The following is a 25,517-nucleotide window of genomic DNA, read 5'->3' on the forward strand; positions in this document are numbered from 1 at the left end:
GCCGCCCGTGGACCCCCTGACCAAAATCCACCCGTCCATGCTGGCAGGTCCGCTGCCGCCCGACCATCTGCCCACCTATCAGCCCCGAGTCGCGGGTGCTCCGGCCCGCTCGATTTTCGACCGGCTGGCCGATGATCTGACGGTCATTGATGCCGGAGCCGTGTGCGACGGCAGCACCGACGATACCGCGGCGATCCAGCGGCTGATCGACGACGCGGCGGCCGGCGCGGCGATCCGCCTCCCGGCCCGAGACATTCGCGTGGAAGGCACGCTCACAATCCGCAGACCCCTTACCATCGTGGGCGCCGGACGCGCGGCGACACGCATCATCAAGGGCCGCGCCAACAGCCCGCTGTTCAAGGTCGTCGTGGACCAGACGATTGAAGATTTTGGCATGTCCGATCTGTCGCTCATCAAGGATTGCCTTGCCGGTGACGAATACATCGGTGGCCCCGCAGTTCTTGTGGAAGGTCCGAGCACGACGTTTTTCCAATGGTCGCGTTTCGAAAACATCACGGCGTATGGCTTTCACACCTTCTTCCGTGCAGCGCAGGCGCCGGCTTTGACCCCGTTCGGCTACGAAAGCCCGACCGCGTGGCTGACGTTCAACAACATCGTCCTCCGGCCCTGGACCAAGCACACCGTGCACGGATGGCAGTTCACGCAGGGGTCCGGCACGGGCAACAGCTTCTCACGGATCTCCGGTGTCGTGAGCGGGGCCTTCTGGCGCTACGAAGGCAACGCCTGCGTGGTCGGCGACGTGTTGATTTCGAGCAGTCACCTAGCCGGGACCGGGGAAGGTCTCGGCTCCGTCGCAATCAGCATCGGGCCGAACACGGTGTACCGGCAGCGGGTCGCCGTTGATAACATTCAGATCGACGCGGGGCTTGACCGAGTGTTCGGCTTCGACGCGACAGGGAGCATCCCATACAGCAACATGCGCCTCGTCGGCTGCAATGTCGGCGGTGGCGCGGAGGTCGACCTTCCGCCCTCGCGGAGCATGGAGGTCGCGGACCAAGAGGTGTCCGACTGGCGCGCGGGCATCGTCTACCCGGTCCTGCCGGGCGGAGGCCCGATCACCAAGCCGCTGTTCCAGATCACCATGGCAGCGTGGACGGCAACGCTTGTCGAAATCGTGGCGACGGGCTTGGTGGCCGGCGTGGGCCCGTCGATCACGGTCAAGCGCTTCGCCCTACGGGCTTCTTCCTCCGCGATCACCATCACCGCCCTGACCAACGAGGAGCAGCCGGCCGGCGCAATCACGGTCGCGGCCTCGGCCTCCGGTGGCGTGGTGAGCTTCACCGCCACGATGGGCATTACCGCCGCCTCGACCTCCGACCTGGAAGCGCAGATCCGGGCGACCGGCGGCCGGTTCGCGATCATCAGGACGCCGGGCTGACCGTGACTTGGCCGGCGGTGCGTTGGGTCGCACCTCCCGGTCCGCGCAACCTCCCGTCATCGCAACGGGAGAGAGCCAGTGCAGCAACCCGCCGACAACACGGCCATCGCCGTCAGCCTCACGGCGCCCGGGTGGGCGGCGGTGCTGACCAACGTCAACGCGGTGCTGACCACGGTCAGCCTTCTGCTCGGCATCGCCTTCTTGGTCTGGCGCTGGAACCGTCAGGTGCGGCGTGACAGCCAGGAGGACACCCTGTGACCAGCCCTTTCGAAAAGGCTCTGGCCTTCGTCCTGGAGAAAGAGGGTGGCCCGACGATCACCGACGATCCGCGCGACCCCGGCGGCCTGACCCGTTGGGGCATCTCCAAGCGCGCCTACCCGGATTTGGACATCCGCAACCTGACCCGCGATCAGGCGGCGGCGATCTACCGCCGGGACTATTGGGACCGGGCCGGCTGCGGCAACCTGCCGGCGGGCGTGGCCTTCTTCCACTTCGACACCGCCGTGAACCAGGGGGCGGGTACCGCGGCGAAGTTCCTCCAGCTCGCCGCGGGCGTCGAAGCCGACGGCAAGATCGGGCCGAAGACCCTCGCCGCTGTGCAGCGCGCCCGGCCCGCCGACCTGCTGGTCGAGTATGCCGCCCGCCGCGCCGACCACTACGGGCGCCTGCCGCACTTCCCGACCTACGGCCTGGGCTGGATGCGCCGGATGGCCGCCTGCCTCGCCCTCGCCATCACTGCCTGAAAGGAGGCTCCCATGCCCATCGCCCACCGCAAGAAGCTCGCCCTCGTCGCCTTCGCCGCCGTCGCTGGCGCGGTCGACTACTTCGCCGGAACCAACTTCCTCCCCATGGCGCTCCAGGCTCTCGTGGGGATGTGAGGAGAGGGGCGCCCTGCGCCCCGTTACCCCTTGGGGCCGTGTGTCTTGGGAGCATCGGCCGGCCGGCCAGCGAACACCGTGTAGCCGGAGCCGCGCATGTGCTCCACCAGTTTCATGGCAAGCATGGTGACAGCCACGTCGTCGGGCTTCTTGGCCGTCTGCATCCCGCGGTTCTGCGACAGCACGAACTCGACCGTCCTCTGGACATCGGGCCACGGGATCGCTCCGCCGCCCATCAGGGCAGGTGCCGCAGCCTCCGCCATGGCGATGTACTGGTTGCGGATCTCCGGCCCGAGGCCGTTCCAAAGCTCCGGCCCGCCGGCCATTGCGACAGCGGCGTCCCAGATCGCACGAGGGGGATGGTCAGTGCTCATGCGGCGATGGTGGCATGGGAACGTGACGAGAACAAGAGGGCGCCGTTGTCAACGGTTTGGGGAGCGCGCACGCCACGTGGCCGTTTTCGCCAATCCGATACTGCGACGCATGTGATTGATCTTATTGATGCGTAACGGCCTGTATCGGCGCTTGTTGGCGCGCCGCATCATGCCGGCAAGTCATTGATAGTGTTCAATTATCAAGGAATTCTAAGCGCATATACGCCCTTTATATTCCACGCCCCCCACCGCCCCCCTCGAATCTATACGCGCTTCGGGCGCAGCCTGATCGTGCCGGACACAGCCGTGCCGGCATCCGATTCACGCTGACGCGCGCCCGACTCTCCGGACGCGCCCCGGAGGCAACCATGCTGGACATCATCGCTCTGGCGATCACCGCGGCCTTCTTCGCCGCGTCCATCGCCTATGTGCACGCCTGCGACCGCTTGTGAGGGGGCCGGGCCATGTTCGTTGACTACGCGCTCGGCGGCCTCGTCGCCGCCGGGCTGCTGGGCTACCTCGTGTACGCCCTGATCCGCCCCGAACGGTTCTGAGGAGACTCCCATGACCGTCAGTGGCTGGATTCACATCCTGCTCTTCGCCGCCCTCGTGGCCGCCGTGGCGCGCCCACTCGGCGGCTACATGACGCGGCTGTTCAACGGGGAGCGCACGCTGCTCTCGCCGCTGCTCGGCCCCTTTGAGCGTGGGCTCTACCGTTTGGCCGGGGTGGACGCGAAGGCGGAGCAGCATTGGGTGACCTACGCCGTCGCCATGCTGCTGTTCAACGTCGCCGGCCTCCTGCTGCTCTACGCGCTGCAGCGCCTGCAGGGCATCCTGCCCCTGAACCCCACGGGCATGGCGGCGGTGCCCGCCGACCTCGCCTTCAACACCGCCGCCAGCTTCGTCACCAACACCAACTGGCAGAATTACGGCGGCGAAAGCACGATGAGCCACCTCGTGCAGATGGCCGGGCTGACCGTGCAGAATTTCGTGTCGGCGGCGACCGGCATCGCGCTGGCCGTGGCTCTGGTCCGCGGCTTCACCCGCACCGGGGCGCGGACGGTCGGCAATTTCTGGGCCGACCTGACCCGCGGCACGCTCTACCTGCTGCTGCCGCTCAGCCTGCTCTGCGCGCTGTTCCTGGTGTGGCAGGGCGTGCCGCAGACGCTGGCCGGCACGGTGGACGCCACCACGCTGGAGGGCGCCCGGCAGACCATCGCGCTCGGCCCCGTCGCCTCGCAGGAGGCGATCAAGATGCTGGGCACCAACGGCGGCGGCTTCTTCAACGCCAACTCCGCCCACCCCTTCGAGAATCCGAACGCCCTGACCAACCTCGTGCAGATGCTGTCGATCTTCGCCATCGGCGCCGGGCTGACCAACCTGTTCGGGCGCATGGCCGGGGACGAGCGGCAGGGCTGGGCCATCCTGGCCGCCATGGGCCTGCTGTTCCTCGTCGGTGTCGCCGTCGTCTACTGGGCGGAGGCCCAGGGCAACCCGGCCTTCGCCGCCTTCGGGCTGGAGGGAAGCGCCGGCAACATGGAGGGCAAGGAGACCCGCTTCGGCATCGCCATGAGCGCCCTGTTCGCCGCGGTGACCACGGCGGCCTCCTGCGGAGCGGTCAACGCGATGCACGACAGCTTCATGCCGCTGGGCGGCATGGTGCCGATGGTCAACATGATGCTGGGCGAGATCATCATCGGCGGCGTCGGGGCCGGGCTCTACGGCATGCTGCTGTTCGCCATCGTCACGATGTTCGTCGCCGGTCTGATGGTCGGGCGGACGCCGGAGTATCTGGGCAAGAAGCTTGAGGCGAAGGAGGTCAAGATGACCATGCTCGCCGTGCTCTGCCTGCCCCTGATGATGCTGGGCGGCACCGCCTTCGCGGTGGTGCTGGACAGCGGCCTCGCCTCGCTCGCCAACGCCGGCCCGCACGGCTTCTCGGAGGCGCTCTACGCCTACGTCTCGGCGGCGGCCAACAACGGCAGCGCCTTCGGCGGGCTGTCGGGCAACACGCTCTGGTACAACCTGACGCTCGCCGCCGGGATGCTGGTGGGCCGCTTCCTGGTCATCGTGCCGATGCTGGCGGTTGCCGGCTCGCTCGCCGCCAAGACGCGCAGCGCGGCCTCGGCCGGCACCTTCCCGACCCACGGCGGCCTGTTCGTCGGGCTGCTGGCCGGCGTCATCCTGATCGTCGGCGGTCTGACCTTCTTCCCGGCGCTCGCCCTCGGCCCGGTGGCCGAGCATCTGGCGATGCGCGCCGGCCTCCTCTTCTGACCGGGGACCTTCCATGGACACCCATTCGAAAACCGCCACCCGGACGCCGGCCTCCACGCTGCTGGACCCGGCCATCCTCCTGCCCGCCGTCGCCGGCTCCGTCCGCAAGCTCGACCCGCGGCTGATGGCCCGCAACCCGGTGATGTTCTGCGTGGAGGTGGTGGCGGCGCTGACCACGCTGCTGTTCCTGCGCGATCTCCTGACCGGCGCCGGGGGGATCGGCTTCTCCCTGCAGATCGTGCTGTGGCTGTGGTTCACCCTGCTCTTCGCCAACTTCGCGGAGGCGGTGGCGGAGGGCCGCGGCAAGGCCCAGGCGGCCAGCCTGCGCCGCACCCGCACGGAGACCACCGCCAAGCGTCTGTCCGACAGCGGGGACTGGCTGCCCGTCCCGGCCACCGCGCTCAAGCCCGGCGATCTCGTTCTGGTGGAGGCCGGCGACCTCATCCCCTCCGACGGCGAGGTGGTGGAGGGCGTGGCCAGCGTCAACGAGGCGGCGATCACCGGCGAATCCGCCCCGGTCGTCCGCGAATCCGGCGGCGACCGCTCGGCGGTGACCGGCGGCACGCAGGTGATCTCCGACTGGATCAAGGTGCGGATCACCGCGGCCCAGGGCAACACCTTCCTCGACCGCATGATCGGGCTGGTCGAAGGCGCGCAGCGCCAGAAGACGCCGAACGAGATCGCGCTGAACATCCTGCTGGCCGGCATGACGGTCATCTTCGTCATCGCCGTGGCGACCATCCCCAGCTTCGCCACCTACGCCGGCGGCTCGGTCGGGGTGCTGGTGCTGGCGGCGCTGTTCGTCACGCTGATCCCGACCACCATCGGCGCGCTGCTGTCGGCCATCGGCATCGCCGGCATGGACCGTCTGGTCCGCTTCAACGTGCTGGCCATGTCGGGCCGGGCGGTCGAGGCGGCGGGCGACGTGGACACGCTGCTGCTCGACAAGACCGGCACGATCACGCTGGGCAACCGGCAGGCGGCGGAGTTCCTGCCGATCTCGGGCGTGGCCGACCGCGACCTCGCCGACGCCGCCCAGCTCGCCTCGCTGGCCGACGAGACGCCGGAGGGCCGCTCCATCACCGTCTTGGCGAAGGAGAAGTACGGAATCCGCGCCCGCGACATGGCCGGGCTGCACGCCCAGTTCGTGCCCTTCACCGCCCAGACGCGGCTGAGCGGCATCGACAGCGACGGCGTGACGATCCGCAAGGGCGCCGTGGACGCCGTGCTGGCCCATGTGCGGACCCTCGGGCAGGGCGTCGCCAGCCATGGCAACACAGTGATCGGGCTGCGCCCCGACCCCGCCCTGGAGGCGGCGGTGCGCGAGGTGCAGGCCATCGCGGAGCGCGTCGCCAAGTCCGGCGGCACGCCGCTGGCCGTCGCCCGCGACGGCCGGCTGCTCGGCGTCATCCACCTGAAGGACATCGTCAAGGGCGGCATCCGGGAGCGCTTCGCGGCGCTGCGCCAGATGGGCATCAAGACGGTGATGATCACCGGCGACAACGCCATGACCGCCGCCGCCATCGCGGCGGAGGCCGGGGTGGATGATTTCCTCGCCCAGGCGACGCCGGAGATGAAGCTGCAGCTCATCCGCGACGAGCAGGCGCGGGGCAAGCTGGTCGCCATGTGCGGCGACGGCACCAACGACGCCCCGGCGCTGGCCCAGGCCGACGTCGGCGTGGCGATGAACACCGGCACCGTCGCCGCCCGCGAGGCCGGCAACATGGTCGACCTGGACAGCGACCCGACCAAGCTGATCGAGATCGTGGAGATCGGCAAGCAGCTGCTGATGACGCGCGGCGCGCTGACCACCTTCTCCATCGCCAACGACGTGGCGAAGTACTTCGCGATCATCCCCGCCATGTTCCTGGCCTTCTACCCGCAGCTGGGCGCCCTGAACGTGATGGGGCTGGCCAGCCCGGAGAGCGCGATCCTGTCGGCGATCATCTTCAACGCGCTGATCATCGTGGCGCTGATCCCGCTGGCGCTGCGCGGCGTCGCCTACCGCGCGGTGGGCGCGGCGCGGCTGCTGCGCCGGAACCTGCTGATCTACGGGCTGGGCGGCCTGATCGTGCCCTTCGTCGGAATCAAGCTGATCGACCTGCTCGTCACCGCCATCGGACTCGTGTGAGGACCCCGCCATGATCAAGGAACTGCGTCCCGCCCTCGTCATGATCGCCGCGCTGACCGTGGTGACTGGGCTGATCTACCCGCTGGCCGTCACCGGCATCGCCCAGGCCGTCTTCCCGCATCAGGCCAACGGCAGCCTGATCGAGCGGAACGGGACGGTCGTCGGCTCCGCCCTGATCGGCCAGAGCGTCACGGGAGAGGGCTACTTCCACGGCCGGCCCTCCGCCACGCTGGGGCCGGACCCGGCCGACCCGTCGAAGAGCGTGCCGGCGCCCTACAACGCCGCGGCCTCCGGCGGCTCCAACCTCGGCCCGACGTCGCAGGCTCTGGCCGACCGGGTGCGGGAGGAGACGGAGCGGCTGAAGGCCGAGAATCCGGGCGTTCCGGTGCCGGTCGAGCTGGCGACGGCCTCGGCCAGCGGTCTCGACCCGCATCTGTCGCCGGCGGCCGCCGACTTCCAGGTCCCCCGCGTCGCCCGTGCCCGCGGCCTGTCGGAGGCCCAGGTCCGCGCCGTGGTCACCCTGAACACGGAGCCCTCGCCGCTGGGACCGCTGGGGGAGCCGGTGGTCAACGTGCTGCGGCTCAATCTCGCCCTCGACGCCGCCACGGCGACGCATTAGCTGAAGGTCAGCAGGCGGCCTCCTTCCTTTTTCCGCGCCGGCGGGGGAGGGAATGGGGCCGCCGATCCGTTCCGAAAGCCGCCCCGATGCCGAACGACCGAACCGCCGCCGTTGCCCGGCCCTCGCCCGAAGCGCTCCTGCGCGAAGCGGCGCGGGAGGGGCGCGGGCGGCTCAAGCTGTTCCTGGGCGCCGCCCCCGGCGTCGGCAAGACCTACGAAATGCTGCTGACCGCCCAGGCCAAGCGGCGCGACGGGGTGGACGTGGTGGTCGGCGTGGTGGAGACCCACGGCCGGCGCGAGACCGAGGCGCTGCTCGCCGGCCTGACGGTCCTTCCCCGCCGCAAGGTCGAGTACAAGGGCCGCCGGCTCGACGAGATGGACCTCGACGCCATCCTCGCCCGCCGCCCGGCCATCGTCCTGGTGGACGAGCTGGCCCACACGAACGCCCCCGGCAGCCGGCACGCCAAGCGCTATCTCGACGTGGAGGAGATCCTCGCCGCCGGGATCGACGTCTACACGACCATGAACATCCAGCATGTGGAGAGCCTGAACGACGTCGTCGCCCGGATCACCCGCGTCCGCGTGCGCGAGACGGTGCCGGACTCCATCCTCGACCGCGCCGACGACATCGAGGTCATCGACATCACGCCCGACGATCTGATTCAGCGGCTGAAGGACGGCAAGGTCTACGTCCCGCGCACCGCCGAACGGGCGATCCGCCATTACTTCTCCCCCGGCAACCTGACGGCGCTGCGCGAACTGGCGCTGCGCCGCACCGCCCAGCGGGTGGACGACCAGCTTCTCACGCACATGCAGGCCCACGCCATCGCCGGACCCTGGGCGGCGGGGGAGCGGCTGCTGGTCTGCGTGAACGAGGACCCGGCCTGCGCCGCCGTCGTCCGCTACGCCCGCCGTCAGGCCGACCGGCTGCGCGCCCATTGGACCGCGCTGCATGTGGAGACTCCGCGCAGCCTGCGCCTGAGCGAGGCCGAGCGCGACCGCATCGCCGACGCGCTGCGGCTGGTCGAGAAGCTGGGCGGCGAGGCGGTGACCATCCCCGGCGGCGACGTGGCCGGCACGGTGGTCGAGTATGCGCGGGCCAACAACGTCGCCCACATCGTCATCGCCAAGTCCCACCGCGGCCCCTGGGCGGAGCTTCTGCGCAGTTCCATCGCCTTCCGGCTGATCCGGCAGGCCGGCGGCATCAGCGTCCATGTCATCGCCGACGACGCCGAGGAGCCGATCCCCCCCAAGACGGTGCGCACCGCCGCCCCCCGGCGCCCGGCGCTGTCCTGGTGGCCCTACGCCGCCGCCACCGGCTATGTCGCGCTGGCGCTGGGCGTCGGGGAGGTGCTTCAGCAGGTGCTGGACGTCAGCAACGTCGCGCTGGTCTTCTTGACGGCGGTGCTGACCAGCGCGGTGACCGGCGGGCTGGGGCCGTCGCTTTACGCCTGCGTCGCCAGCATCCTGGCCTTTAACTACTTCTTCCTGAACCCGCTCTACACCTTCTCCATCGCCGACCCGGAGAACATCGTCGCGCTGTTCTTCTTCGCGGTGGTCGCGGTGATCGCCAGCAACCTGACCGCCCGCGTGCGCGCCCAGGCCGTCACCGCCCGGCTGCGCGCCAAGACGACCGAGGATCTCTACGGCTTCAGCCGCAAGCTGGCCGGCGTGGTCACCATGGACGACCTGCTGTGGGCGACCGCCCACCAGATCGCGGCGATGCTGAAGGTGCATGTGGTCCTGCTGCTGCCCGACGGCGGCACCGTGTCCGTCCGCGCCGGCTACCCGCCGGAGGACGAGCTGCGCGAGGCCGACCTCGCCGCCGCCGTCTGGGCGTGGGAGAACAACCGGCCGGCCGGGCGCGGCTCGGACACGCTGCCCGGCGCCAAGTGGCTGTTCCTTCCCCTGCGCACCGGGCGCGGCCCGGTCGGGGTGGTCGGCATCGACACCGACACCGCCCGCACCGGCAAGCCCGGCGCCCTGCTGACCCCCGACCAGCGCCGTCTGCTCGACGCGCTGACCGATCAGGCCGCACTCGCCATCGAGCGGGTCACCCTGGCGGAGGACGTGGACCGCGCTCGTCTGGCCGCCGAGACGGAGCGGCTGCGCTCGGCCCTGCTCACCTCGATCTCCCACGACCTGCGGACGCCGCTGGCCTCCATCCTGGGGTCGGCGACCAGCCTGACCGCCTACGGCGCCGGGATGGACGAGGCGTCGCGCCGCGACCTCGCCGCCACCATCCAGGAGGAGGCGGAGCGGCTGAACCGCTTCATCGCCAACCTGCTGGACATGACGCGCCTGGAATCGGGGGCCATCCGACCGCGCACCGGCCCGGTCGATCTGGCCGAGACGGTGGGCAGCGCGCTGGGGCGGGCGGGGCGCATCCTGGCCGGGCACCGGGTGGACGTCGATCTGGCCGCCGACCTGCCGATGCTGGAGGCGGACGACGTGCTGTTCGAACAGGTTCTCTTCAATCTGCTGGACAACGCGGCCAAATACGCGCCAACAGGCTCGCTGATCCAGGTCGGGGCGTCGCGGGAGGGCGGTCGGGTGCGCATCGAGGTGCGGGACGAGGGCGAGGGCATCCCCGCGGCGGATGTCGAGCGCATCTTCGACAAGTTCTACCGCGTCCAGGCCCAGGACCGGCAGCGCGCCGGGACCGGGCTGGGGCTGGCGATCTGCCGCGGCTTCGTCGAGGCGATGGGCGGCACCATCGCCGCCGGCAACCGCAAGGACCGCTCCGGCGCCGTCTTCACCCTGACCATGCCCGCCGCCGCCGCCCTGCCTAGTCTTGAGGGGCCCAGCCTTGAGGGGCCCGGTCTCGAGGAAGAGGGGACGCCATGAGGTCGGACACCCTGCCGCTGCGCGTCCTGGTGGTGGACGACGAGCCGCCGATCCGCCGCTTCCTGCGCACCACCCTGTCCACCCAGGGCTACGACATCGCCGAGGCGGAGGATGGCGCGGGCGCGCTGGAGGCGGTGCGGCGGCGTCCGCCGGACCTGCTGGTGCTCGATCTCGGGTTGCCGGGCATCGGCGGGCTGGAGGTGATCCGCCGCCTGCGCGCCGACGGGGTGGCCACCCCCATTATCGTCCTGTCCAGCCGCGCCGACGAGGCGGGCAAGGTGGAGGCGCTGGACCTCGGCGCCGACGACTATGTGACCAAGCCCTTCGGCATGGACGAGTTGCTGGCCCGCATCCGCGCCGCCCTGCGCCACCGCCTGCAGCAGCAGGGGGAGCGGCCGCTGTTCCGCAGCGGCGACCTCGCCGTCGATCTGGTCCGGCGGATCGTGACCGTCCGTGGCGCCGAGGTGAAGCTGTCGCCCCGCGAATACGACCTGCTGCGCCTGCTGGTCGCCCATGCCGGCAAGGTGCTGACCCACCGCTTCATCCTGAAGGAAGTCTGGGGGGCGGACACCGACGTGCAGTATCTGCGCATCTACATCCGCCAGCTCCGCCAGAAGATCGAAGCGGAGCCGGAGCGCCCCTCGCACATCCTGACCGAGACCGGCGTCGGCTACCGGCTGCGCGCGCCGGACTGATCCGGCCCCGCACCCTCTCCCCGAACCCCGGCGCAACCCACCGCTGCACGCCAAACCTGCTGCGCGGTGGTCGGATTCGTGCGACAGAACCCCCAGGGCCGCTGTTTCAAGCGCAAAGCCCCAAGAAAAGAGATGACCGCACACCGCAACTAAGCCCAACCGAAGCTTTCGAAGAGATTTTTATATGGAAAGCGTGGATCTCTGGTCGCAGCTCACCGCCCTTGGGCAGGTGGTCGCCATCGACCTTGTTCTCGCCGGCGACAACGCCATCGTCGTCGGCATGGCCGCCGCCGCCGTTCCCCAGGAGCAGCGCCGCAAGGTGATCTTCTGGGGCATCGGCGCCGCCATCATCCTGCGCATCTTCTTCGCGCTGATCACCACCCAGCTTCTCGCCATCATCGGGCTGACCCTGGCCGGCGGCGTTCTGCTGCTCTGGGTCTGCTGGAAGATGTTCCGCGAGCTGCGCTCCGGAGGGGCGGACGAGGTGACGCCCGACGAGGCGCTGGCCGCAACCGGCTCCGGGGACGCCGCGGTCGGCGCGGCGGTGGCGACGACCACCTTCGGCGCGGCGGTCTGGCAGATCGTGGTGGCGGACGTGTCGATGTCGCTCGATAACGTGCTGGCGGTGGCCGGCGCCGCCAAGGACCATCCGACCGTCCTGGTCATCGGCCTGCTGCTGTCGGTCATCCTGATGGGCGCCGCCGCCAACGTGATCGCCCATATCCTGCACAAGCACCGCTGGATCGGCTGGATCGGCCTCGCCATCATCACCTACGTGGCGCTCGACATGATCTGGCGCGGCGGCAACGAGGTGCTGACCCAGGCCCATCTGCTCTGACGGGTCGCGACCTCCCTCCGCCAGGGTGAATGTTTCCCAGGGGCGGTGGACGTCGAGGCCGGCCGGGATGGGTCGGCCGAGGAAGGGCGGCGTGGCGAGGAGCGGAGAAGCCTCGCCTCGCCACCCGGCCACGCGATCACCCCGCCACGCCGTCGAGTTCCGGCATCCGCCAGTTCCCGCCGAGGTCGGCGTTGCGCAGCAGCAGGAACAGCTCGTCCTGCGAGCGGGTGACGGCGGTGTAGAGCCAGCGCCATTTGTGCTCGCGGAAGGCGGCGGAATCGTCGAGCACCGTGACCGAGGGAAATTCCGACCCCTGGGCGGAGTGGCAGGTGATCATCCAGGCCCAATCGAACTGCTGCACGTCGCGCTCCACCCGCGGCGCCTTGGTCTCGCCGCTGTAGTGGGCCTGGAACATCCAGGGGTGGACCATCAGCTTGCTGCGGGGCTTCACCTCGTCCTCCATATGGACGCCGAGCGACCACAGCCCGTCCTGCCGGCCCCGCCCCTCGGCCGCCGGGCGGGTCAGCGTGCCGATCATGCCGTTGAACAGCCCCTCCTCGCGGTCGTTGCGGCGGCAGATCACCCGCTCGCCGGCCTGCGGCATCACCGTGTCGAAGCCGTGGCGGGCGCGGATGCGCCGGGTGAAGTCGGTGCGCACGCGGTGGGTCCCGCAGATGGTCTGGGTGTCAACCCGCAGGGCCAGCGGCTCGGTCACCCGGTTCAGCGGCAGGACATGGGCGTTCCCGGCGGTGCCGAAGCGGCGCGGCAGCTCCTGCCGACGCAGCAGATGGGCCAGACGGATCACCGGGCTCTCCCGCGCCGTGCGGTGCGGCTCGACCAGCCGGAAATCCGGCTCGCCCCTGGTCAGGGTGCCCTGGCCGGTCACCGGGGGAAGCTGGTAGTCGTCGGCGATCATCAGGATCTTCTTGCCGGAGCGCAGCAGGTCGCCCGCCACGTCGTCCCCGACCATCGAGCCCTCGTCGCAGACGATCAGGTCGGCCTCGGCGAACTTGCCCTCCGACTTGCGGGCGAAGAACAACTCGCCGGTGTCGTCATCCTGGCGCGGCGCGTAGATCAGGGAATGCAGCGTCGCCGCCCGGTCGATGCCCTTGCGGCGGAGCACCTGCGCCGCCTTGCCGGTGGGTGCGCCGACCACGAAATTTTCCAGGTTGCGGCGGTCCTGGAGATGGTCCAGGGCGAAGACGGTGGTCTTGGTCTTGCCGGTCCCGGCCTCGCCGGCCAGCCAGAACATCTGGGGGGCCGCGGGGTCGGCGTACCAGGCGTCGATGGCCTGGATCGCCCGGAACTGCTCGTCGGTCGGGGTGTCGGAGGTGCTGGGCATGGAGCGTGGGGGAGGGGGCTGCCGGGCGGGCCACAATAGCCCGCCGGGCAGCCCCCGGCCAAGCCCTACGGCTCCGCCCGGAAGGGGCCGCTGATGAGACGGCGCAGGCCGGCGAACAGGGTCAGCCCGCCCGACACCACCCCGACATAGACGAACAGCGCGTCATGCCCGAACCACTCCATGGCCGCCGTCGCCAGCAGCGGCCCGAGCGCCGCACCCAACGCCCAGGCGAGCAGGAGCGCGCTGGCCAAAGGGACCGTCTCCTCCACCGTCACATGGTCGTTGGCGTGGGCCACGCAGATCGCGTAGAGCGACAGGGCGGCGCTGCCCCATAGGGTGAACAGGCCGAGCAGGACGGTCTGCGGCGCCGTCCCGCCGGGCGGGTTGGCGAAGGCGGCGATCAGGAAGGCGGCGACCGTCGCCACGGCGGAGACCGCGAAGATGACCAGCCTCCGGTCGTGCCGGTCGGAGAAGCGGCCGATCGGCCATTGCAGCACCACGCTGCCCACCTGGATGCCCGACATGATCAGGGCGACCCCCGCGGCGGGCAGGGCCAGCCCGGCGAGCCAGGCCGGGCCGATGCCGGTGACCGCCGTGTTGCACAGCCCGACCATCAGGCAGCCGGCGAAGGCCACCGGCGCCCGCCGCACATACTGCCAGGGCGAGGGCGCTGGCCCCTTCGGCGCGGCGCTGGCCGGCGGGCGGACCGCCGCCACCGGCACCAGCGACAGGCCGTAGCATCCCGCCGCCAGCACGGTCAGCCACAGGGCCGACAGGTTCGGGCTGGCGAGCAGCATCTGGCCGCCGATCACCGCCACCTTGCAGGCGATCATGTAGAGGGAGAAGACGCTGCCCCGCGATCCCGGCGGCGACAGGGTGGCCAGACCGCTTTCCGCGACGGTGAGCATCCCGACGTAGGACACCCCCATCAGCAGCCGCAGCCCCACCCAGGCCTGGGCGTCGGGCAGCAGGTTCAGCAGCAGCGTGGCGGCGGCGGCGAGCAACCCGAAGGCGGCGAAGGACCACACCCCGCCCACCCGGCGGATCATCCAGGGGGCGGCCCAGCAGCCCAGCACGAAGCCGACCGAGTAGGCCGAGGCCACCGCCCCGACGACCAGCGGCGGGGCCGCCGCCTCGGCGAGGCGGAGCGGCAGCAGGATCTGCAGGATGCCGTTGGCGACCTGGATGACGCAGACGCCGAGGATCAGCGCGGCCAGCACCGTCACAGGCGAGGCCGGAGGCCAATGGGTGGTGTGGGGCAAGATTGCGGGAAGGTCAGTGGTTGCCGGGCAGGGCGTCCAGCGGGTCGTCCGCGACCGGCTGCGGGCGGGCGCCGGCGAGATGGCCGTCCACCAGGGCGCGCAGGAAGCCGCGGGTGCGCTCCTGGGTCGGGTTGGTGAAGATCTGCTCCGGCGGGCCGGACTCGACGATGCGCCCGTCGGCCATGACCACCACGGTGTCGGCGACCTCGCGGGCGAAGCCCATCTCGTGGGTCACCACCATCATGGTCATGCCCTCCTCGGCCAGCGTCTTCATGACCTGGAGCACCTCGCCGACCAGTTCGGGGTCGAGGGCGGAGGTCGGCTCGTCGAACAGCATCACCTTCGGCTTCATGGCGAGCGCACGGGCGATGGCGGCGCGCTGCTTCTGCCCGCCCGACAGGGTGGACGGGTAGACGTCGGCCTTGTCGCCCAGCCCCACCTTGCGCAGCAGCTCCATCGCCAGTTCCCGCGCCTCGGCCTTGGCCATGCCGCGCACCACGACGGGGGCGCGCATGACGTTCTCCACCGTGGTCATGTGCGGGAACAGGTTGAAGGACTGGAAGACCATGCCGGTCTCGGCGCGCAGCGCGTTCAGCTCCTTGTCGGGCAGCGGCTTGCCGTCGGCGATGATGGTCCGGTGGTTGATGCGGATCTCGCCGCGGTCGGCGGTCTCCAGGCAGTTGCAGCAGCGCAGCAGCGTGCTCTTGCCCGAACCCGACGGCCCGATGACCACGGTGGTGCGCGACGGCGGCACGGTCAGGCTGACGTCCTTCAGCACCTCGGTGCTGCCGAAGCTCTTGTAGACGTTGCGGATCTCGATCACCGGCTTACCCTCTTTCCACGGTCATGCGCTTCTCGATCTGGCGCAGGATCCAGGTGGCCGCGTTGGTCAGGATGAAATAGATCAGCGCCACGGCGATGTAGACCTCCAGCGCGCGGAAGCTGGTGGAGATGATCCGCTGGCCCTCGCGCATCACGTCGTCGATGGTCAGAAGCGACACCAGGGCCGAGTTCTTGATCAGCGCGATGGTCTCGTTGCCCAGCGGCGGCAGCATGCGGCGGAAGGCCTGGGGCAGCACCACCTCCCACATCGCCTCGCGGTAGGACATGCCGAGCGAGCGGGCGGCCTCCATCTGGCCGCGGTCGATCGACTGGATGGCGCCGCGCACCACCTCCGACACGTAGGAGCCGCTGTAGATGCCGAGCCCGATCACGCCGCACAGCCACGCCGGCAGCAGGATGCCGAACTGCGGCAGGCCGAAGAACAGCAGGAACAGCTGCACCAGAAGCGGCGTGCCGCGGATGAAGGCCACATAGGCCGACGCGATGCCATACAGCACGCGCCGCGCCGGGTTGAGGCGGATGATGCCGACGAGCAGGCCGAGCACGGCGCTGAGCAGGAAGGCCGCCGCGGTCACCTCGATGGTGACCACGGTGCCCTTCAGCAGCTCCGGCAACCCTCCCCAGACGGGGGCGAAGTCGAGCGTCACGGGAGGGGTCCTCCGTTCACAAAAATATCGATCACTTCTTGGCTTCGAACCACTTGTCGATCAGCTTCTGGTAGGTGCCGTCGGCCTTCAGCTTGGTGATGGCGGCGTTCACCTTGGTCACCAGCTCGGTGTTCTCCTTGCGCATGGCGAAGCCGTAATCCTCGGTGGTGAGCTGGTCGTCCAGCACCTTCACGGTCGGATGCGTCTGGGCGTAGAGCTTGGCGGCGGGCTTGCCGGTCACCGCGACGTCGGTGCGGCCGGTCTCGACCTGCCCGAACATCTCAGCGTTGGTCTCGACCTCAACGATCTTCGTCTTCGGGAAATGCTCCTTCAGATGGACGACCGACTTGGTGCCGATCTGCACGGCGGCGGTCTTGCCCTCGAGGTCGGCCGGGCCCTTCACGGCGGTGTTGTTCGCCTTGACCATGATGACGAGGCCGCCCGGATAGTAGGTGTCGGAGAAGGCGACGACCTTGCGGCGCTCCTCGGTGATGTACATGGCCGAGGCGATCATGTCGAAGCGGTTGGCCATCAGGCCGGGGATCAGGCCCTTGAAGTCGATGTCCACCCACTCGACGCCCTTGGTGGCGCCCAGCTCCTTGGCGATGGCCTCGACCAGCTCGATGTCGAAGCCGGTCTTCTTGCCGTCCTGCGAGAATTCGAAGGGCGCGAAGGTGGCGTCCACGCCGACGCGGAAGGTGCCGTTCTGCTTGATCGAGGCGATCACCGCGTCCTCGGCGCGGGCCGGGACGGAGCCGGCGCCGACCACGGTGACGACCGCGGCGGCGGCGAAGGAGGCGGCGGCAAGAAACTTACCAAAGGACTTCATGGGTCGAAACTTCCCTGTTCGATGCGCCTGCGTTGCCAGATTCGAAGACCGGGAAAAATCCCGCGCGCAGCGACCGGCTTGGCAGCGCCGTGTTTTGCCTATAAAACATATGTTGCCCAGGGAAAACGACCGCGTCAACGCCGTTTGTCATACTGGAGCATGACGGACGCCCTATGGCAACGCTGGTGTTGCGGTTGCGCGCCGCAAAGGCCGCGGACGCCGGGGCGACAAAACAGGGATGCGAAGAGTTTTGCTGACAAAACATTTGTCGCACGGGAGAGAGGATATGGACGTCTTCGGGTTTCGCGCCGCGCGCCGTCCGGTGCTGGTCAGCCTGCCCCATGTCGGCACGGCGCTGCCGGACGGATTCATCGGCCGGCTGGTGCCGGAGGCCCAGGGCCTGCCCGACACCGACTGGCACCTGCCGCGGCTCTACGACTTCCTGGAGGAACTCGGAGTCGGGGTGATCCAGGCGCGCTTCTCGCGCTACGTCATCGACCTCAACCGCCCCAGCAACGACACGCCGCTCTACAGCGGCGCCACCACGGGCCTGTGCCCGACCACCCTGTTCGACGGGGCGCCGCTGTACCAGCCGGGCGCCGAACCGGACGCGGCGGAGGTGGCGGAGCGGGTCGCCCGCTACTGGGCGCCCTACCACGACGCCATCACCGCCGAGATGACCCGGCTGCGCGACCGGTTCGGGCGGGCGGTGCTGTTCGACGCCCATTCCATCCGCTCCGTCGTGCCGCGGCTGTTCGAGGGGCGGCTGCCCGACCTGAACATCGGCACCAACGACGGGCGCAGCGCCGCCCCCGTGCTGGGCGACCGGCTGGTCGCGGTCGGGGCGGACGCCGGGGCCGACGGCTTCACCCATGTCCTCAACGGGCGCTTCAAGGGCGGCCACATCACCCGTCATTTCGGCCGTCCGTCCGAGGGCTGGCACGCCGTGCAGCTCGAGATGGCGCAGGTGACCTACATGGAGGAGGATGCGCCCTTCGCCTTCGACGAGGCGCGCGCCGCGCGGATCCGCCCGCATCTCCGGCGCTTCATCGGAGCGATGGCCGATTGGGCTGAGGAACAGGCGTGATGGGGGCGGCGATGGACGGCATGAACGGGCTTTTCTGCGAACGGGCGCTGCTGCCCGAGGGCTGGGCCTCGAACGTGGCGCTGCGCTTCGACGCGCGGGGCACGCTGACGGCCGTGGAGCAGGACGCGTCCTCGGACGGCCTGCTCCGGGCCGCCGGGCCGGTGATCCCCGGCATGCCCAACCTGCACAGCCACGCCTTCCAGCGGGCCATGGCCGGGCTGACCGAATACGCCGGCGCGTCGGAGGACAGCTTCTGGACGTGGCGCGACGCCATGTACGGCTTCGTCCGCCGGATGACGCCCGAGGCGGCGGAGGCCGTCGCGGCGCTGCTCTACATGGAGATGGCGAAGCAGGGCTACACGGCGGTGGCGGAATTCCACTACCTCCACCACGACGCCGACGGCAACCCCTACGCCGACCGGGCGGAGATGTCGCGCCGCATCCTGGCCGCCGCCGACACGGCGGGGATCGGCCTGACCCATCTGCCGGTGCTCTACGCCCACAGTGGCTTCGGCGGCAAGCCGCCGTCCGACGGGCAGAAGCGCTTCATCAACGACGTGGACGGGCTGCTGTCCATCGTCGCCGCCATGCGGAAGGCGATGGGCGCGGAGCGGGCGGGCCGCCGCGCCGGCCTCGCCCTGCATTCGCTGCGCGCGGTGACTCCGGAGGAGATGCGCGACGCGCTGGCCGGCCTCGACTCGCTCGACCCCGGCGCGCCCATCCACATCCACATCGCCGAGCAGACGGCGGAAGTGGACGACTGCGTCGCCTGGAGCGGCAAGCGCCCGGTGGAATGGCTGCTGGAGAACGCTGCGGTCGGGCCGCGCTGGTGCCTCGTCCACGCCACCCACCTGACCCCGGCGGAAGTCGACGGTCTAGCGGCGAGCGGCGCCGTGGCCGGTCTCTGCCCGACGACCGAGGCCAATCTGGGCGACGGGCTGTTCCCGGCCATCCCCTTCCTGGCGCGGGGCGGGCGGTTCGGCGTCGGCTCGGACAGCCACATCAGCGTGTCCGCGGCCGAGGAGCTGCGCGTTCTGGAATACGGCCAGCGGCTGGTGCAGCGGCGGCGCAACGTGCTGCGCGCCGGGGACGGTCCGTCCATCGGCGGCGGCCTGTACCGGGCGGCGGTGGCCGGAGGCGCGCAGGCGCTGGGCCAGCCGCTGGCCGGCGGCGGGATTCAGGTGGGCCAGCCCGCCGACCTCGTCGTGCTTGACGCCGACAACCCGAAACTGCTTTCTCGCACCGACGACAGCCTTCTGGACGCCTATGTCTTCGCCAGTGACGGGCACGCCGTGCGCGACGTGGTCGCGGCGGGGCGGACCGTGGTGCGCGAGGGCCGCCACATCCGGGAGGACGCCATCCGTGCCGCCTACCGGCGCGCCATCGAGGGGTTGCGCCGGGACACATGAGCGAGACCGATCCGAACACCTACATCGCCCCGGCGCTGCAGCGCGGGCTGGCCATCCTGGAGCTGTTCACCCCGCAGCGCCGGACCCTGTCCCTGACCGACATCGCCAAGGCGCTGGGAATCGGGCGGGCCTCGGCCTACCGGCTGGTCTTCACGCTGGAGCATCTCGGCTACATCGGGCGGGCGGGGGACGGCAAGTCCTACCGCCTGGCGCCGCGGTCGATGCAGCTCGGCTACCATTACCTGTCGGGGCTGGACGGGATCGAGGTGGCGATCCCCTACATCGACGGGCTGCGCGACAGCACGCAGATCTCCGCCCACATGGCGGTGCGCGACGGGACGGAGATCGTCTACGTCTACCGCGCGCACTCGCACATGACGCTGTCCAGCAACATCGCGGTCGGCTACCGCCTGCCGGCCCACGCCACCGCGATGGGACGGATGCTGCTGAGCGGCCTCACCGACGAGGCCATCGCGCAGCTCTACACCGGCGTGCGGCTGGACCGCTACAGCGATACCACGGCGGTCACGCTGACCTCGCTGATCCAGGAGGTGGCGGAGGACCGCAAGCGCGGCTGGACGATGAACCGCTCCTCCTTCGTGTCGGGGATCGTCGCCATCGCGGCGGCCATCCGCGACCACCGGGGCGAGGTCATCGCCGCCATCAACCTGTCCGGCCCCAGCGCCGTGATGGACCAGCCCGCCACGCTCGACCATCTGCGGACCAAGGTGGTGGAGACGGCGGACGCGATCTCCCACCAGCTCGGCTACCTGCCGCGGGGCTGAGCGGCGGGACGGTCGGGCGCCCCGGTCAGGCCCCCGGCACCAGACTCCTGACGAAGGCGGCGATGCGGCGGCAAGCCTCCGCAAGCTCCGCCTCGCCGACGGCGAAGGACAGGCGGACGCAGCCCGCCGCCGCCGGGCCGAAGGCGCCGGCGTCGAGGACCGACACACCGGTCTCGCGGAACAGCCGCCACGCGAACTCCATGGTCGGCAGACCGGTGCCGCGCACGTCCACCAGCATGAACATGCCGGCCTCCGGCTTCAGGCAGCGCAGGCCGGGAACGGAGCCGAGCGCCTCCAGCGCGATGTCGCGGCGGCGGCGGTAGCCCTCGCGCATCGCCGCCACCGCCTCGTCGCCCTGCTCGACGGCGACCAGAGCCGCCTGCTGCACGAATCCCGGCAGGCCGTAGAGCATGCACAGAGCCAGCGTGCCCATATGGACGACCAGCGGCGCCGGGGCGACCACCCAGCCGGCGCGCCAGCCGGTCATGGCGTGCGACTTGGACAGGCTGTTGATGGTCACCGTGCGCTCCGCCATGCTGGGCAGGGTGGCGATGCTGAGGTGGGGCCGGTCGAAGGTCAGGCTGGCGTAGACCTCGTCGGCGACCACCCACAGGTCGTGGCGGCGGGCGAGGTCGGCGACGGCTTCCAGCTCCTCCGCCGACATGACGATGCCGGTGGGGTTGGCGGGGGTCGCCAGGAAGATCGCGCGGGTGCGCGGGGTCACCGCGGCGGCCAGCGCCGCCGGGTCCAGCCGCAGCGTGGCGGCGTCCGGGGCCACCGGCACCAGCGTGGCGCCCGACGCGCGGACGCAGGCCTCGTAGGTCAGGTACATCGGCTCCGGCACCAGCACCTCGTCCCCCGCCTCGACGAGGCAGAGGGTGGCGTTGAACAGGCCGTTCTGCGCCCCGGCGCAGACGATGACGTTCTCCGGCTCGACCGGCAGGCCGGTGCGGCGGGCGACGTCGCGGGCCAGCGCGGCGCGCAGCTCCGGGCGGCCGGGGATCGGGGTGTAATGGGTGTCGCCGGCGTGCAGGGCGGCGATGGCGGCGTCGCGCACCGGGGCGGGCGTGTCGAAATCGGGATCGCCGACGCTCAGCACGATCACATCCTCGCCGCGCCCTTTGGCGGTCCAGGCGGCGAAATGGATGTCCCAGGCTGCGACGCGGTCGCCGCGGATGCGGTCGGTGAGGGACGAGAAACGCATCGGCGGAGACTCCCTGGCAGGCATTCGCGTTTGCCGGACACGGGTCGCGGCGGAAGCCCATCCATATGCCCCAGGGCGGGGCCGCGGCACAACCGGGCGTTTGAGGAGCGACGGTGCAAGGCGGCCATTCATGCCCATTAGGTCACCCTGATATGACCGACCGGCAATTGCAGCGCTGCGAAATCGGGGCCTATGACGGACCTCAATAATAAAACGAGTGAATCGTCCGCCGAACAGTTTCCATCGGCAACAAACGCCCGAGAACGTGCAAAGGATAACCATGTACCGCGACCGTATTCGCCTGAAGTCCCTGTGGGGGAAGGTGGTGACGCCGGAAGAGGCGGCCCTGCTGATCCACGACGGCATGACCATCGGCATGAGCGGCTTCACCCGCGCCGGGGACGCCAAGGCGGTTCCGCTGGCGCTGGCCGAGCGCGCCGCGACGGAGCAGCTGAAGGTCACCCTGATGACCGGCGCCTCGCTCGGCAACGACGTGGACCGCATCCTGACGGAGGCCGGGGTGCTGGCCCGCCGCCTGCCGTTCCAGGCCGACCCGGTGCTGCGCAAGGCGATCAACCGCGGCGAGGTGATGTTCGTCGACCAGCACCTGTCGGAGACGGTCGAGCTTCTGCGCTCCCGCCAGATGGGGCCGGTGGACGTGGCGGTGATCGAGGCCTGCGCGATCACGGAGACGGGCGGGATCGTCCCCACCACCTCCATCGGCAACTCCGCGACCTTCGCCATCCTGGCCGAGAAGGTCATCGTCGAGCTGAACCTGACCCAGCCGCTCGACCTGGAGGGGATGCACGACGTCTACATCCCGACGCGACGTCCCTTCCGCGAGCCGATCCCGGTGGTGACCGCGGAAAGCCGCGCCGGCCTGCCCTGCATTCCCATCGACCCGTCGAAGATCGCCGCCATCGTGGTGACCCGCAAGCAGGACAGCAGCGCGACCATCCTGCCGCCGGACGGCGAGACCAGGGACATCGCCGGGCATCTGATCGAATTCCTCGACCGCGAGGTGCGGCAGGGCCGGCTGGGCCGCTCGCTGAACCCGCTCCAGGCCGGCATCGGGACGATCGCCAACGCCGTGCTGCACGGCATGATCGACAGCCCGTTCCACGACCTGACCATGTACAGCGAGGTCCTGCAGGACAGCACCTTCGACCTGTTCGACGCCGGCAAGCTGACCTTCGCCTCGGGCTCCTCCATCACGCTGAGCGCCGGGAAATACGCCGAGGTCCTGCCGAGGATCGGCAGCTACAAGGGCCGGCTTCTGCTGCGCCCGCAGGAAATCTCCAACCACCCGGAGGTGATCCGCCGGCTGGGCGTGATCGGCATCAACACGGCGCTGGAGTGCGACATCTACGGCAACGTGAACTCGACCCACGTCAACGGCACGCAGATGATGAACGGCATCGGCGGCTCCGGCGATTTCGCCCGCAATGCCCACCTCGCCATCTTCGTCACCAAGTCGCTGGCCAAGGACGGGAAGATCTCCAGCGTCGTGCCGATGGTCACCCACACCGACCACAACGAGCATGACGTGGACGTGCTGGTGACCGAGACCGGTCTGGCCGACCTGCGCGGCCTCGCCCCGCGCGAGCGGGCGGAGACGATCATCCGCAACTGCGTCCACCCCAGCTACCGCGAGCTGGCGCTGGACTATCACCGCCGGGCGCTGCAGCGCGGCGGGCACACGCCGCATCTGCTGGAGGAGGCCTTCTCCTGGCACCTGCGCTACCAGCGGACGGGCAGCATGCAGCCGGGCTGAGCGCCGTGACGGGGGCGTGGGCGGATCAGGGGCAGACGGCCTCGACGATCCGGCACACGTCCCCGGCGGTGCGCGGGGTGAAGCGGGCGAGCAGCCCGCCGCGCAGTTCCGGCACGATCAGCGACACCGGCTGTTCGGCGGGAACCGTCAGGTCGTGGTCGAGGTCGCAGACGCTGACGTAATCCAGCCCGTCCAGGGCGACCAGGAGCGACTGCCGCCCCCGCTCGTCGACGGCGTGGGCGATGGCCCGGCCGTTGGCGGCGGCGTAGGCGGCGGCCTGGTCGCGGGTGTAGCGGGAGACCGGCAGCACCCGCAGCGACGGGTGGCTGCGCAGGACCGTGGCGATGAGGGCGTTGAGGCCGCTGGACAGGCTCGGCATGGGTTCCAAAGGCTTCCGACTGTGGAGCGCCATGCTACCACGAATTCGGCCGTTTGGGGCGCTGCCCCCGCGCGCCGCGACAATGGTCACGCGGGGGTCACGCGGGGGGCACGCTCTGCTGACAAAGGCCGCGACCGCCGATTGAGGACGGGCGTAAGCCTGATGAGTCAGGCTTACGCTTGATGGGATCAGCCGGCGCGGACCCGGGCGATGAAGCCCTGGATCTCGTCGCGCAGCAGGTCGGAGTCGCGCGACAGGCTGTTCGCCGCATCCAGCACCTCCGCGGCGGCCTCGCGCACGTCGGTGGCCGACTGGCTGACGCCGCCGATGTTGCCGGAGACCAGCCGGGTGCCCTGGGCCGCCTGCTGGATGTTGCGGCCGATCTCGTGCGTGGCGGCGGTCTGCTCCTCGACGGCGGCGGCGATGGCGCCGGCGATGGCGTCCACGTCGGCGATGGTCCGGGCGATGTTGCGGATGGCCGTCACCGTGCCTTCGGTGATCGCCTGGATCTCGGTGATCTGGCTGGCGATCTCCTCGGTCGCCTGGGAGGTCTGGGTGGCCAGCGCCTTCACCTCGTGGGCGACCACGGTGAAGCCCTTGCCGGCCTCGCCGGCCCTTGCGGCCTCGATGGTGGCGTTCAGCGCCAGCAGGTTGGTCTGGCTGGCGATGTTCTGGATCAGGTTGACGACGTCGCCGATCTTCTGGGCGGCGGTGGCCAGCCGCTCGACCAGCGCGTTGGTCCGTTCCCCTTCGGCCACGGCGTCGCGGGCGACCGTCGCGGCGCCGTTGACCTGACGGCCGATCTCCCCGATGGAGCTGCCGAGCTGCTCCGACGCGGCGGCGACCGTCGCGACGTTGGCCGACGCCTGCTCCGTCGCGACGGCGACTGAGGAGGCCTGCTCCGTCGTCGTCTCGGCGGCGCCGGTCATCGTCTGCGCGTTGCTCTGGAGCTGGCGGGCGGCCTGCGAAACGGCGTGGACCACGCCCTGCACGTTGGCGTCGAACTGGTCGGCCAGGGCCAGCATGGCGGCCCGGCGGTCGGCCTCCATCTGGCGCTTCTGCGCGTCGCTCTCCTCCTGGAGGCGCCGCATCTCCAGCCCGTTGTTCTTGAAGACCTGGAGCGCGCGCGCGAGCAGGCCGACCTCGTCCGTGCGCCCGGTGCCCTGGATGGCGACGGTCAGGTCGCCGGCGGCGATCGAGGTCATTTCCGACGTCAGGCGGTTGAGCGGACGCACGACGAAGAACAGCAGGATGGAGCCCAGCAGGCCGAAGGCGAACAGCAGGCCGGCGCCGGCGACCGTGTAGAGCCGCGTCATGACCTGCTGGGAGAGTGCGGTGGCGCGCTTCTCGGCCTCGCGCGTGTCGGCCATGCTCTGCTCCACCCGCTCGCCCAGCGCGGCGGTCAGCTTCTGCCGGACGGGGCGGCCGACGTCGATGGACACGCGGATGGCGCCGTCGGTGTCGAAGCCGCGGGCCAGCTGCACGGTCGTCTGGGCGACGCGCTCATACTCGCCGACGATCGACTTGATGGCCTGGATGCTCTCGCGCTCCGCCGGGTCGTCGTAGGCCTCGGCCAGCGTGTCGATGGCCGACAGCGCCTTGGCGATGTTGGCGGTGAGCTGCGCGTTGGCGGCGTCGATGGCCTCGCGGGAGGAGGCGACGATGGCGTTCGCCTCGGTGTCCATGGCGTCGCCCAGCGCCGACTGCACGGCGATGGTGGCGCCGAGCCGGTCGGCGACCAGTTCGGTGATGCGGGCGGTTGAGCGTGTCAGATCGGAGATCGCGCTCCGGGCGGTCCAGACGAGGCTGGCGATGACGATCAGCAGAACAAGAACGGGAACAAGGATCTTGTGCAATAACTTGCGGTTCGAGAACCAGCGGTGCAGCGGCATGTCCAGGGCT

The 25,517-nt window shown here is 70.2% G+C and carries 24 protein-coding genes; 15 read left to right on the top strand and 9 right to left on the bottom strand.

The features are described from left to right. Positions 1-7 precede the first annotated feature (7 nt). The 4 genes from ABVN73_RS21760 to ABVN73_RS21775 all read left to right on the top strand — a co-directional run bounded on the left by ABVN73_RS21760 (position 8) and on the right by ABVN73_RS21775 (position 2,277). Complete coding sequence (locus ABVN73_RS21760) at positions 8-1,399, top strand: glycosyl hydrolase family 28-related protein (protein WP_353861289.1); 1,392 nt, start codon at positions 8-10, stop codon at positions 1,397-1,399. A 78-nt stretch (positions 1,400-1,477) separates the two neighbouring features. Further along, positions 1,478-1,657, top strand: coding sequence for a hypothetical protein (locus tag ABVN73_RS21765; RefSeq protein ID WP_353861290.1), 180 nt, complete (start codon positions 1,478-1,480; stop codon positions 1,655-1,657). Beyond that, positions 1,654-2,142 (top strand): glycosyl hydrolase 108 family protein, encoded by a 489-nt coding sequence (locus ABVN73_RS21770; protein ID WP_353861291.1) that lies wholly within the window; start codon positions 1,654-1,656, stop codon positions 2,140-2,142. The genes ABVN73_RS21765 and ABVN73_RS21770 overlap by 4 nt, the downstream gene beginning before the upstream one ends. Before the next feature lie 12 nt (positions 2,143-2,154). Next, positions 2,155-2,277, top strand: a complete 123-nt coding sequence (locus tag ABVN73_RS21775; protein ID WP_353861292.1) for a hypothetical protein — start codon at positions 2,155-2,157, stop codon at positions 2,275-2,277. A gap of 23 nt (positions 2,278-2,300) precedes the next feature. Here ABVN73_RS21775 and ABVN73_RS21780 read toward each other — a convergent pair whose 3' ends face one another. Continuing rightward, complete coding sequence (locus ABVN73_RS21780; protein ID WP_353861293.1) at positions 2,301-2,651, bottom strand: hypothetical protein; 351 nt, start codon at positions 2,649-2,651, stop codon at positions 2,301-2,303. 464 nt (positions 2,652-3,115) lie between these two features. On the opposite strand from ABVN73_RS21780, the gene ABVN73_RS21785 reads away from it, so the two are divergent. The 7 genes from ABVN73_RS21785 to ABVN73_RS21815 all read left to right on the top strand — a co-directional run bounded on the left by ABVN73_RS21785 (position 3,116) and on the right by ABVN73_RS21815 (position 12,054). Then, positions 3,116-3,205, top strand: coding sequence for a K(+)-transporting ATPase subunit F (locus ABVN73_RS21785; RefSeq protein ID WP_014242079.1), 90 nt, complete (start codon positions 3,116-3,118; stop codon positions 3,203-3,205). A gap of 10 nt (positions 3,206-3,215) precedes the next feature. Then, positions 3,216-4,925: a potassium-transporting ATPase subunit KdpA gene (gene kdpA / locus ABVN73_RS21790; protein ID WP_353861294.1), complete on the top strand. Its 1,710-nt coding sequence runs from the start codon at positions 3,216-3,218 to the stop codon at positions 4,923-4,925. A 13-nt stretch (positions 4,926-4,938) separates the two neighbouring features. Beyond that, on the top strand, positions 4,939-7,056 hold the full coding sequence (gene kdpB, locus ABVN73_RS21795) for a potassium-transporting ATPase subunit KdpB (RefSeq protein WP_353861295.1): 2,118 nt from the start codon (positions 4,939-4,941) through the stop codon (positions 7,054-7,056). Positions 7,057-7,066: 10 nt separating this feature from the next. Continuing rightward, positions 7,067-7,675: a K(+)-transporting ATPase subunit C gene (locus tag ABVN73_RS21800; RefSeq protein ID WP_353861296.1), complete on the top strand. Its 609-nt coding sequence runs from the start codon at positions 7,067-7,069 to the stop codon at positions 7,673-7,675. 86 nt (positions 7,676-7,761) lie between these two features. Further along, complete coding sequence (locus ABVN73_RS21805; RefSeq protein ID WP_353861297.1) at positions 7,762-10,521, top strand: sensor histidine kinase KdpD; 2,760 nt, start codon at positions 7,762-7,764, stop codon at positions 10,519-10,521. Further along, positions 10,518-11,216, top strand: coding sequence for a response regulator transcription factor (locus ABVN73_RS21810; protein WP_353861298.1), 699 nt, complete (start codon positions 10,518-10,520; stop codon positions 11,214-11,216). Before ABVN73_RS21805 ends, ABVN73_RS21810 begins: the two co-directional genes overlap by 4 nt. A gap of 184 nt (positions 11,217-11,400) precedes the next feature. Further along, positions 11,401-12,054: a TerC family protein gene (locus ABVN73_RS21815; protein ID WP_353861299.1), complete on the top strand. Its 654-nt coding sequence runs from the start codon at positions 11,401-11,403 to the stop codon at positions 12,052-12,054. 136 nt (positions 12,055-12,190) lie between these two features. Here ABVN73_RS21815 and ABVN73_RS21820 read toward each other — a convergent pair whose 3' ends face one another. The 5 genes from ABVN73_RS21820 to ABVN73_RS21840 form a co-directional block, all read right to left on the bottom strand. After that, complete coding sequence (locus tag ABVN73_RS21820; protein WP_353861300.1) at positions 12,191-13,396, bottom strand: AAA family ATPase; 1,206 nt, start codon at positions 13,394-13,396, stop codon at positions 12,191-12,193. A 65-nt stretch (positions 13,397-13,461) separates the two neighbouring features. Beyond that, a complete protein-coding gene (locus ABVN73_RS21825; protein ID WP_353861301.1) occupies positions 13,462-14,658 on the bottom strand; it encodes an MFS transporter in 1,197 nt (398 codons plus the stop codon). Between the two features lie 13 nt (positions 14,659-14,671). Beyond that, the gene (locus tag ABVN73_RS21830; protein ID WP_353861302.1) at positions 14,672-15,481 is read right to left on the bottom strand and encodes an ATP-binding cassette domain-containing protein; all 810 of its coding nucleotides are present in this window, start codon (positions 15,479-15,481) and stop codon (positions 14,672-14,674) included. A gap of 4 nt (positions 15,482-15,485) precedes the next feature. Beyond that, on the bottom strand, positions 15,486-16,148 hold the full coding sequence (locus ABVN73_RS21835) for an amino acid ABC transporter permease (protein ID WP_109068809.1): 663 nt from the start codon (positions 16,146-16,148) through the stop codon (positions 15,486-15,488). 31 nt (positions 16,149-16,179) lie between these two features. Next, the gene (locus ABVN73_RS21840) at positions 16,180-16,977 is read right to left on the bottom strand and encodes a glutamine ABC transporter substrate-binding protein (RefSeq protein WP_353861303.1); all 798 of its coding nucleotides are present in this window, start codon (positions 16,975-16,977) and stop codon (positions 16,180-16,182) included. A gap of 286 nt (positions 16,978-17,263) precedes the next feature. Here ABVN73_RS21840 and hutG point away from each other — a divergent pair, with 286 nt between their 5' ends. The 3 genes from hutG to ABVN73_RS21855 are packed head-to-tail and all read left to right on the top strand — an operon-like array spanning position 17,264 to position 20,258. Continuing rightward, the gene (gene hutG / locus ABVN73_RS21845; protein WP_353861304.1) at positions 17,264-18,064 is read left to right on the top strand and encodes an N-formylglutamate deformylase; all 801 of its coding nucleotides are present in this window, start codon (positions 17,264-17,266) and stop codon (positions 18,062-18,064) included. A gap of 20 nt (positions 18,065-18,084) precedes the next feature. Beyond that, a complete protein-coding gene (locus tag ABVN73_RS21850) occupies positions 18,085-19,473 on the top strand; it encodes a formimidoylglutamate deiminase (RefSeq protein ID WP_353861305.1) in 1,389 nt (462 codons plus the stop codon). Continuing rightward, on the top strand, positions 19,470-20,258 hold the full coding sequence (locus ABVN73_RS21855; RefSeq protein WP_109068814.1) for an IclR family transcriptional regulator: 789 nt from the start codon (positions 19,470-19,472) through the stop codon (positions 20,256-20,258). The genes ABVN73_RS21850 and ABVN73_RS21855 overlap by 4 nt, the downstream gene beginning before the upstream one ends. 25 nt (positions 20,259-20,283) lie before the next feature. Here the strand turns inward: ABVN73_RS21855 and ABVN73_RS21860 are convergent, their stop codons facing one another. Continuing rightward, positions 20,284-21,462 carry an aminotransferase class I/II-fold pyridoxal phosphate-dependent enzyme gene (locus tag ABVN73_RS21860; protein WP_353861306.1) on the bottom strand — a complete coding sequence of 393 codons (1,179 nt, stop codon included), beginning with the start codon at positions 21,460-21,462 and terminating at the stop codon, positions 20,284-20,286. Between the two features lie 280 nt (positions 21,463-21,742). Here ABVN73_RS21860 and ABVN73_RS21865 point away from each other — a divergent pair, with 280 nt between their 5' ends. Next, a complete protein-coding gene (locus ABVN73_RS21865) occupies positions 21,743-23,236 on the top strand; it encodes an acetyl-CoA hydrolase/transferase family protein (RefSeq protein WP_353861307.1) in 1,494 nt (497 codons plus the stop codon). A 25-nt stretch (positions 23,237-23,261) separates the two neighbouring features. Here the strand turns inward: ABVN73_RS21865 and ABVN73_RS21870 are convergent, their stop codons facing one another. Together ABVN73_RS21870 and ABVN73_RS21875 are read right to left on the bottom strand one after the other, a co-directional pair. Then, positions 23,262-23,615, bottom strand: a complete 354-nt coding sequence (locus ABVN73_RS21870; protein ID WP_353861308.1) for a hypothetical protein — start codon at positions 23,613-23,615, stop codon at positions 23,262-23,264. A 188-nt stretch (positions 23,616-23,803) separates the two neighbouring features. After that, complete coding sequence (locus ABVN73_RS21875; RefSeq protein WP_353861309.1) at positions 23,804-25,507, bottom strand: methyl-accepting chemotaxis protein; 1,704 nt, start codon at positions 25,505-25,507, stop codon at positions 23,804-23,806. Positions 25,508-25,517 lie beyond the last annotated feature (10 nt).

The sequence above is a fragment of the Azospirillum formosense genome (assembly GCF_040500525.1).
GTDB lineage: Bacteria > Pseudomonadota > Alphaproteobacteria > Azospirillales > Azospirillaceae > Azospirillum > Azospirillum formosense_A.

Bases quoted from the DNA above. Each gene is read 5' to 3' on its own strand.
- ABVN73_RS21775 (WP_353861292.1), top strand. From the start codon at position 2,155: ATGCCCATCGCCCACCGCAAGAAGCTCGCCCTCGTCGCCTTCGCCGCC.
- ABVN73_RS21780 (WP_353861293.1), bottom strand. From the start codon at position 2,651: ATGAGCACTGACCATCCCCCTCGTGCGATCTGGGACGCCGCTGTCGCA.
- ABVN73_RS21785 (WP_014242079.1), top strand. From the start codon at position 3,116: ATGTTCGTTGACTACGCGCTCGGCGGCCTCGTCGCCGCCGGGCTGCTG.
- kdpA (WP_353861294.1), top strand. From the start codon at position 3,216: ATGACCGTCAGTGGCTGGATTCACATCCTGCTCTTCGCCGCCCTCGTG.
- kdpB (WP_353861295.1), top strand. From the start codon at position 4,939: ATGGACACCCATTCGAAAACCGCCACCCGGACGCCGGCCTCCACGCTG.
- ABVN73_RS21800 (WP_353861296.1), top strand. From the start codon at position 7,067: ATGATCAAGGAACTGCGTCCCGCCCTCGTCATGATCGCCGCGCTGACC.
- ABVN73_RS21805 (WP_353861297.1), top strand. From the start codon at position 7,762: ATGCCGAACGACCGAACCGCCGCCGTTGCCCGGCCCTCGCCCGAAGCG.
- ABVN73_RS21810 (WP_353861298.1), top strand. From the start codon at position 10,518: ATGAGGTCGGACACCCTGCCGCTGCGCGTCCTGGTGGTGGACGACGAG.
- ABVN73_RS21815 (WP_353861299.1), top strand. From the start codon at position 11,401: ATGGAAAGCGTGGATCTCTGGTCGCAGCTCACCGCCCTTGGGCAGGTG.
- ABVN73_RS21820 (WP_353861300.1), bottom strand. From the start codon at position 13,396: ATGCCCAGCACCTCCGACACCCCGACCGACGAGCAGTTCCGGGCGATC.
- ABVN73_RS21840 (WP_353861303.1), bottom strand. From the start codon at position 16,977: ATGAAGTCCTTTGGTAAGTTTCTTGCCGCCGCCTCCTTCGCCGCCGCC.
- hutG (WP_353861304.1), top strand. From the start codon at position 17,264: ATGGACGTCTTCGGGTTTCGCGCCGCGCGCCGTCCGGTGCTGGTCAGC.
- ABVN73_RS21850 (WP_353861305.1), top strand. From the start codon at position 18,085: ATGAACGGGCTTTTCTGCGAACGGGCGCTGCTGCCCGAGGGCTGGGCC.
- ABVN73_RS21855 (WP_109068814.1), top strand. From the start codon at position 19,470: ATGAGCGAGACCGATCCGAACACCTACATCGCCCCGGCGCTGCAGCGC.
- ABVN73_RS21860 (WP_353861306.1), bottom strand. From the start codon at position 21,462: ATGCGTTTCTCGTCCCTCACCGACCGCATCCGCGGCGACCGCGTCGCA.
- ABVN73_RS21865 (WP_353861307.1), top strand. From the start codon at position 21,743: ATGTACCGCGACCGTATTCGCCTGAAGTCCCTGTGGGGGAAGGTGGTG.
- ABVN73_RS21870 (WP_353861308.1), bottom strand. From the start codon at position 23,615: ATGCCGAGCCTGTCCAGCGGCCTCAACGCCCTCATCGCCACGGTCCTG.
- ABVN73_RS21875 (WP_353861309.1), bottom strand. From the start codon at position 25,507: ATGCCGCTGCACCGCTGGTTCTCGAACCGCAAGTTATTGCACAAGATC.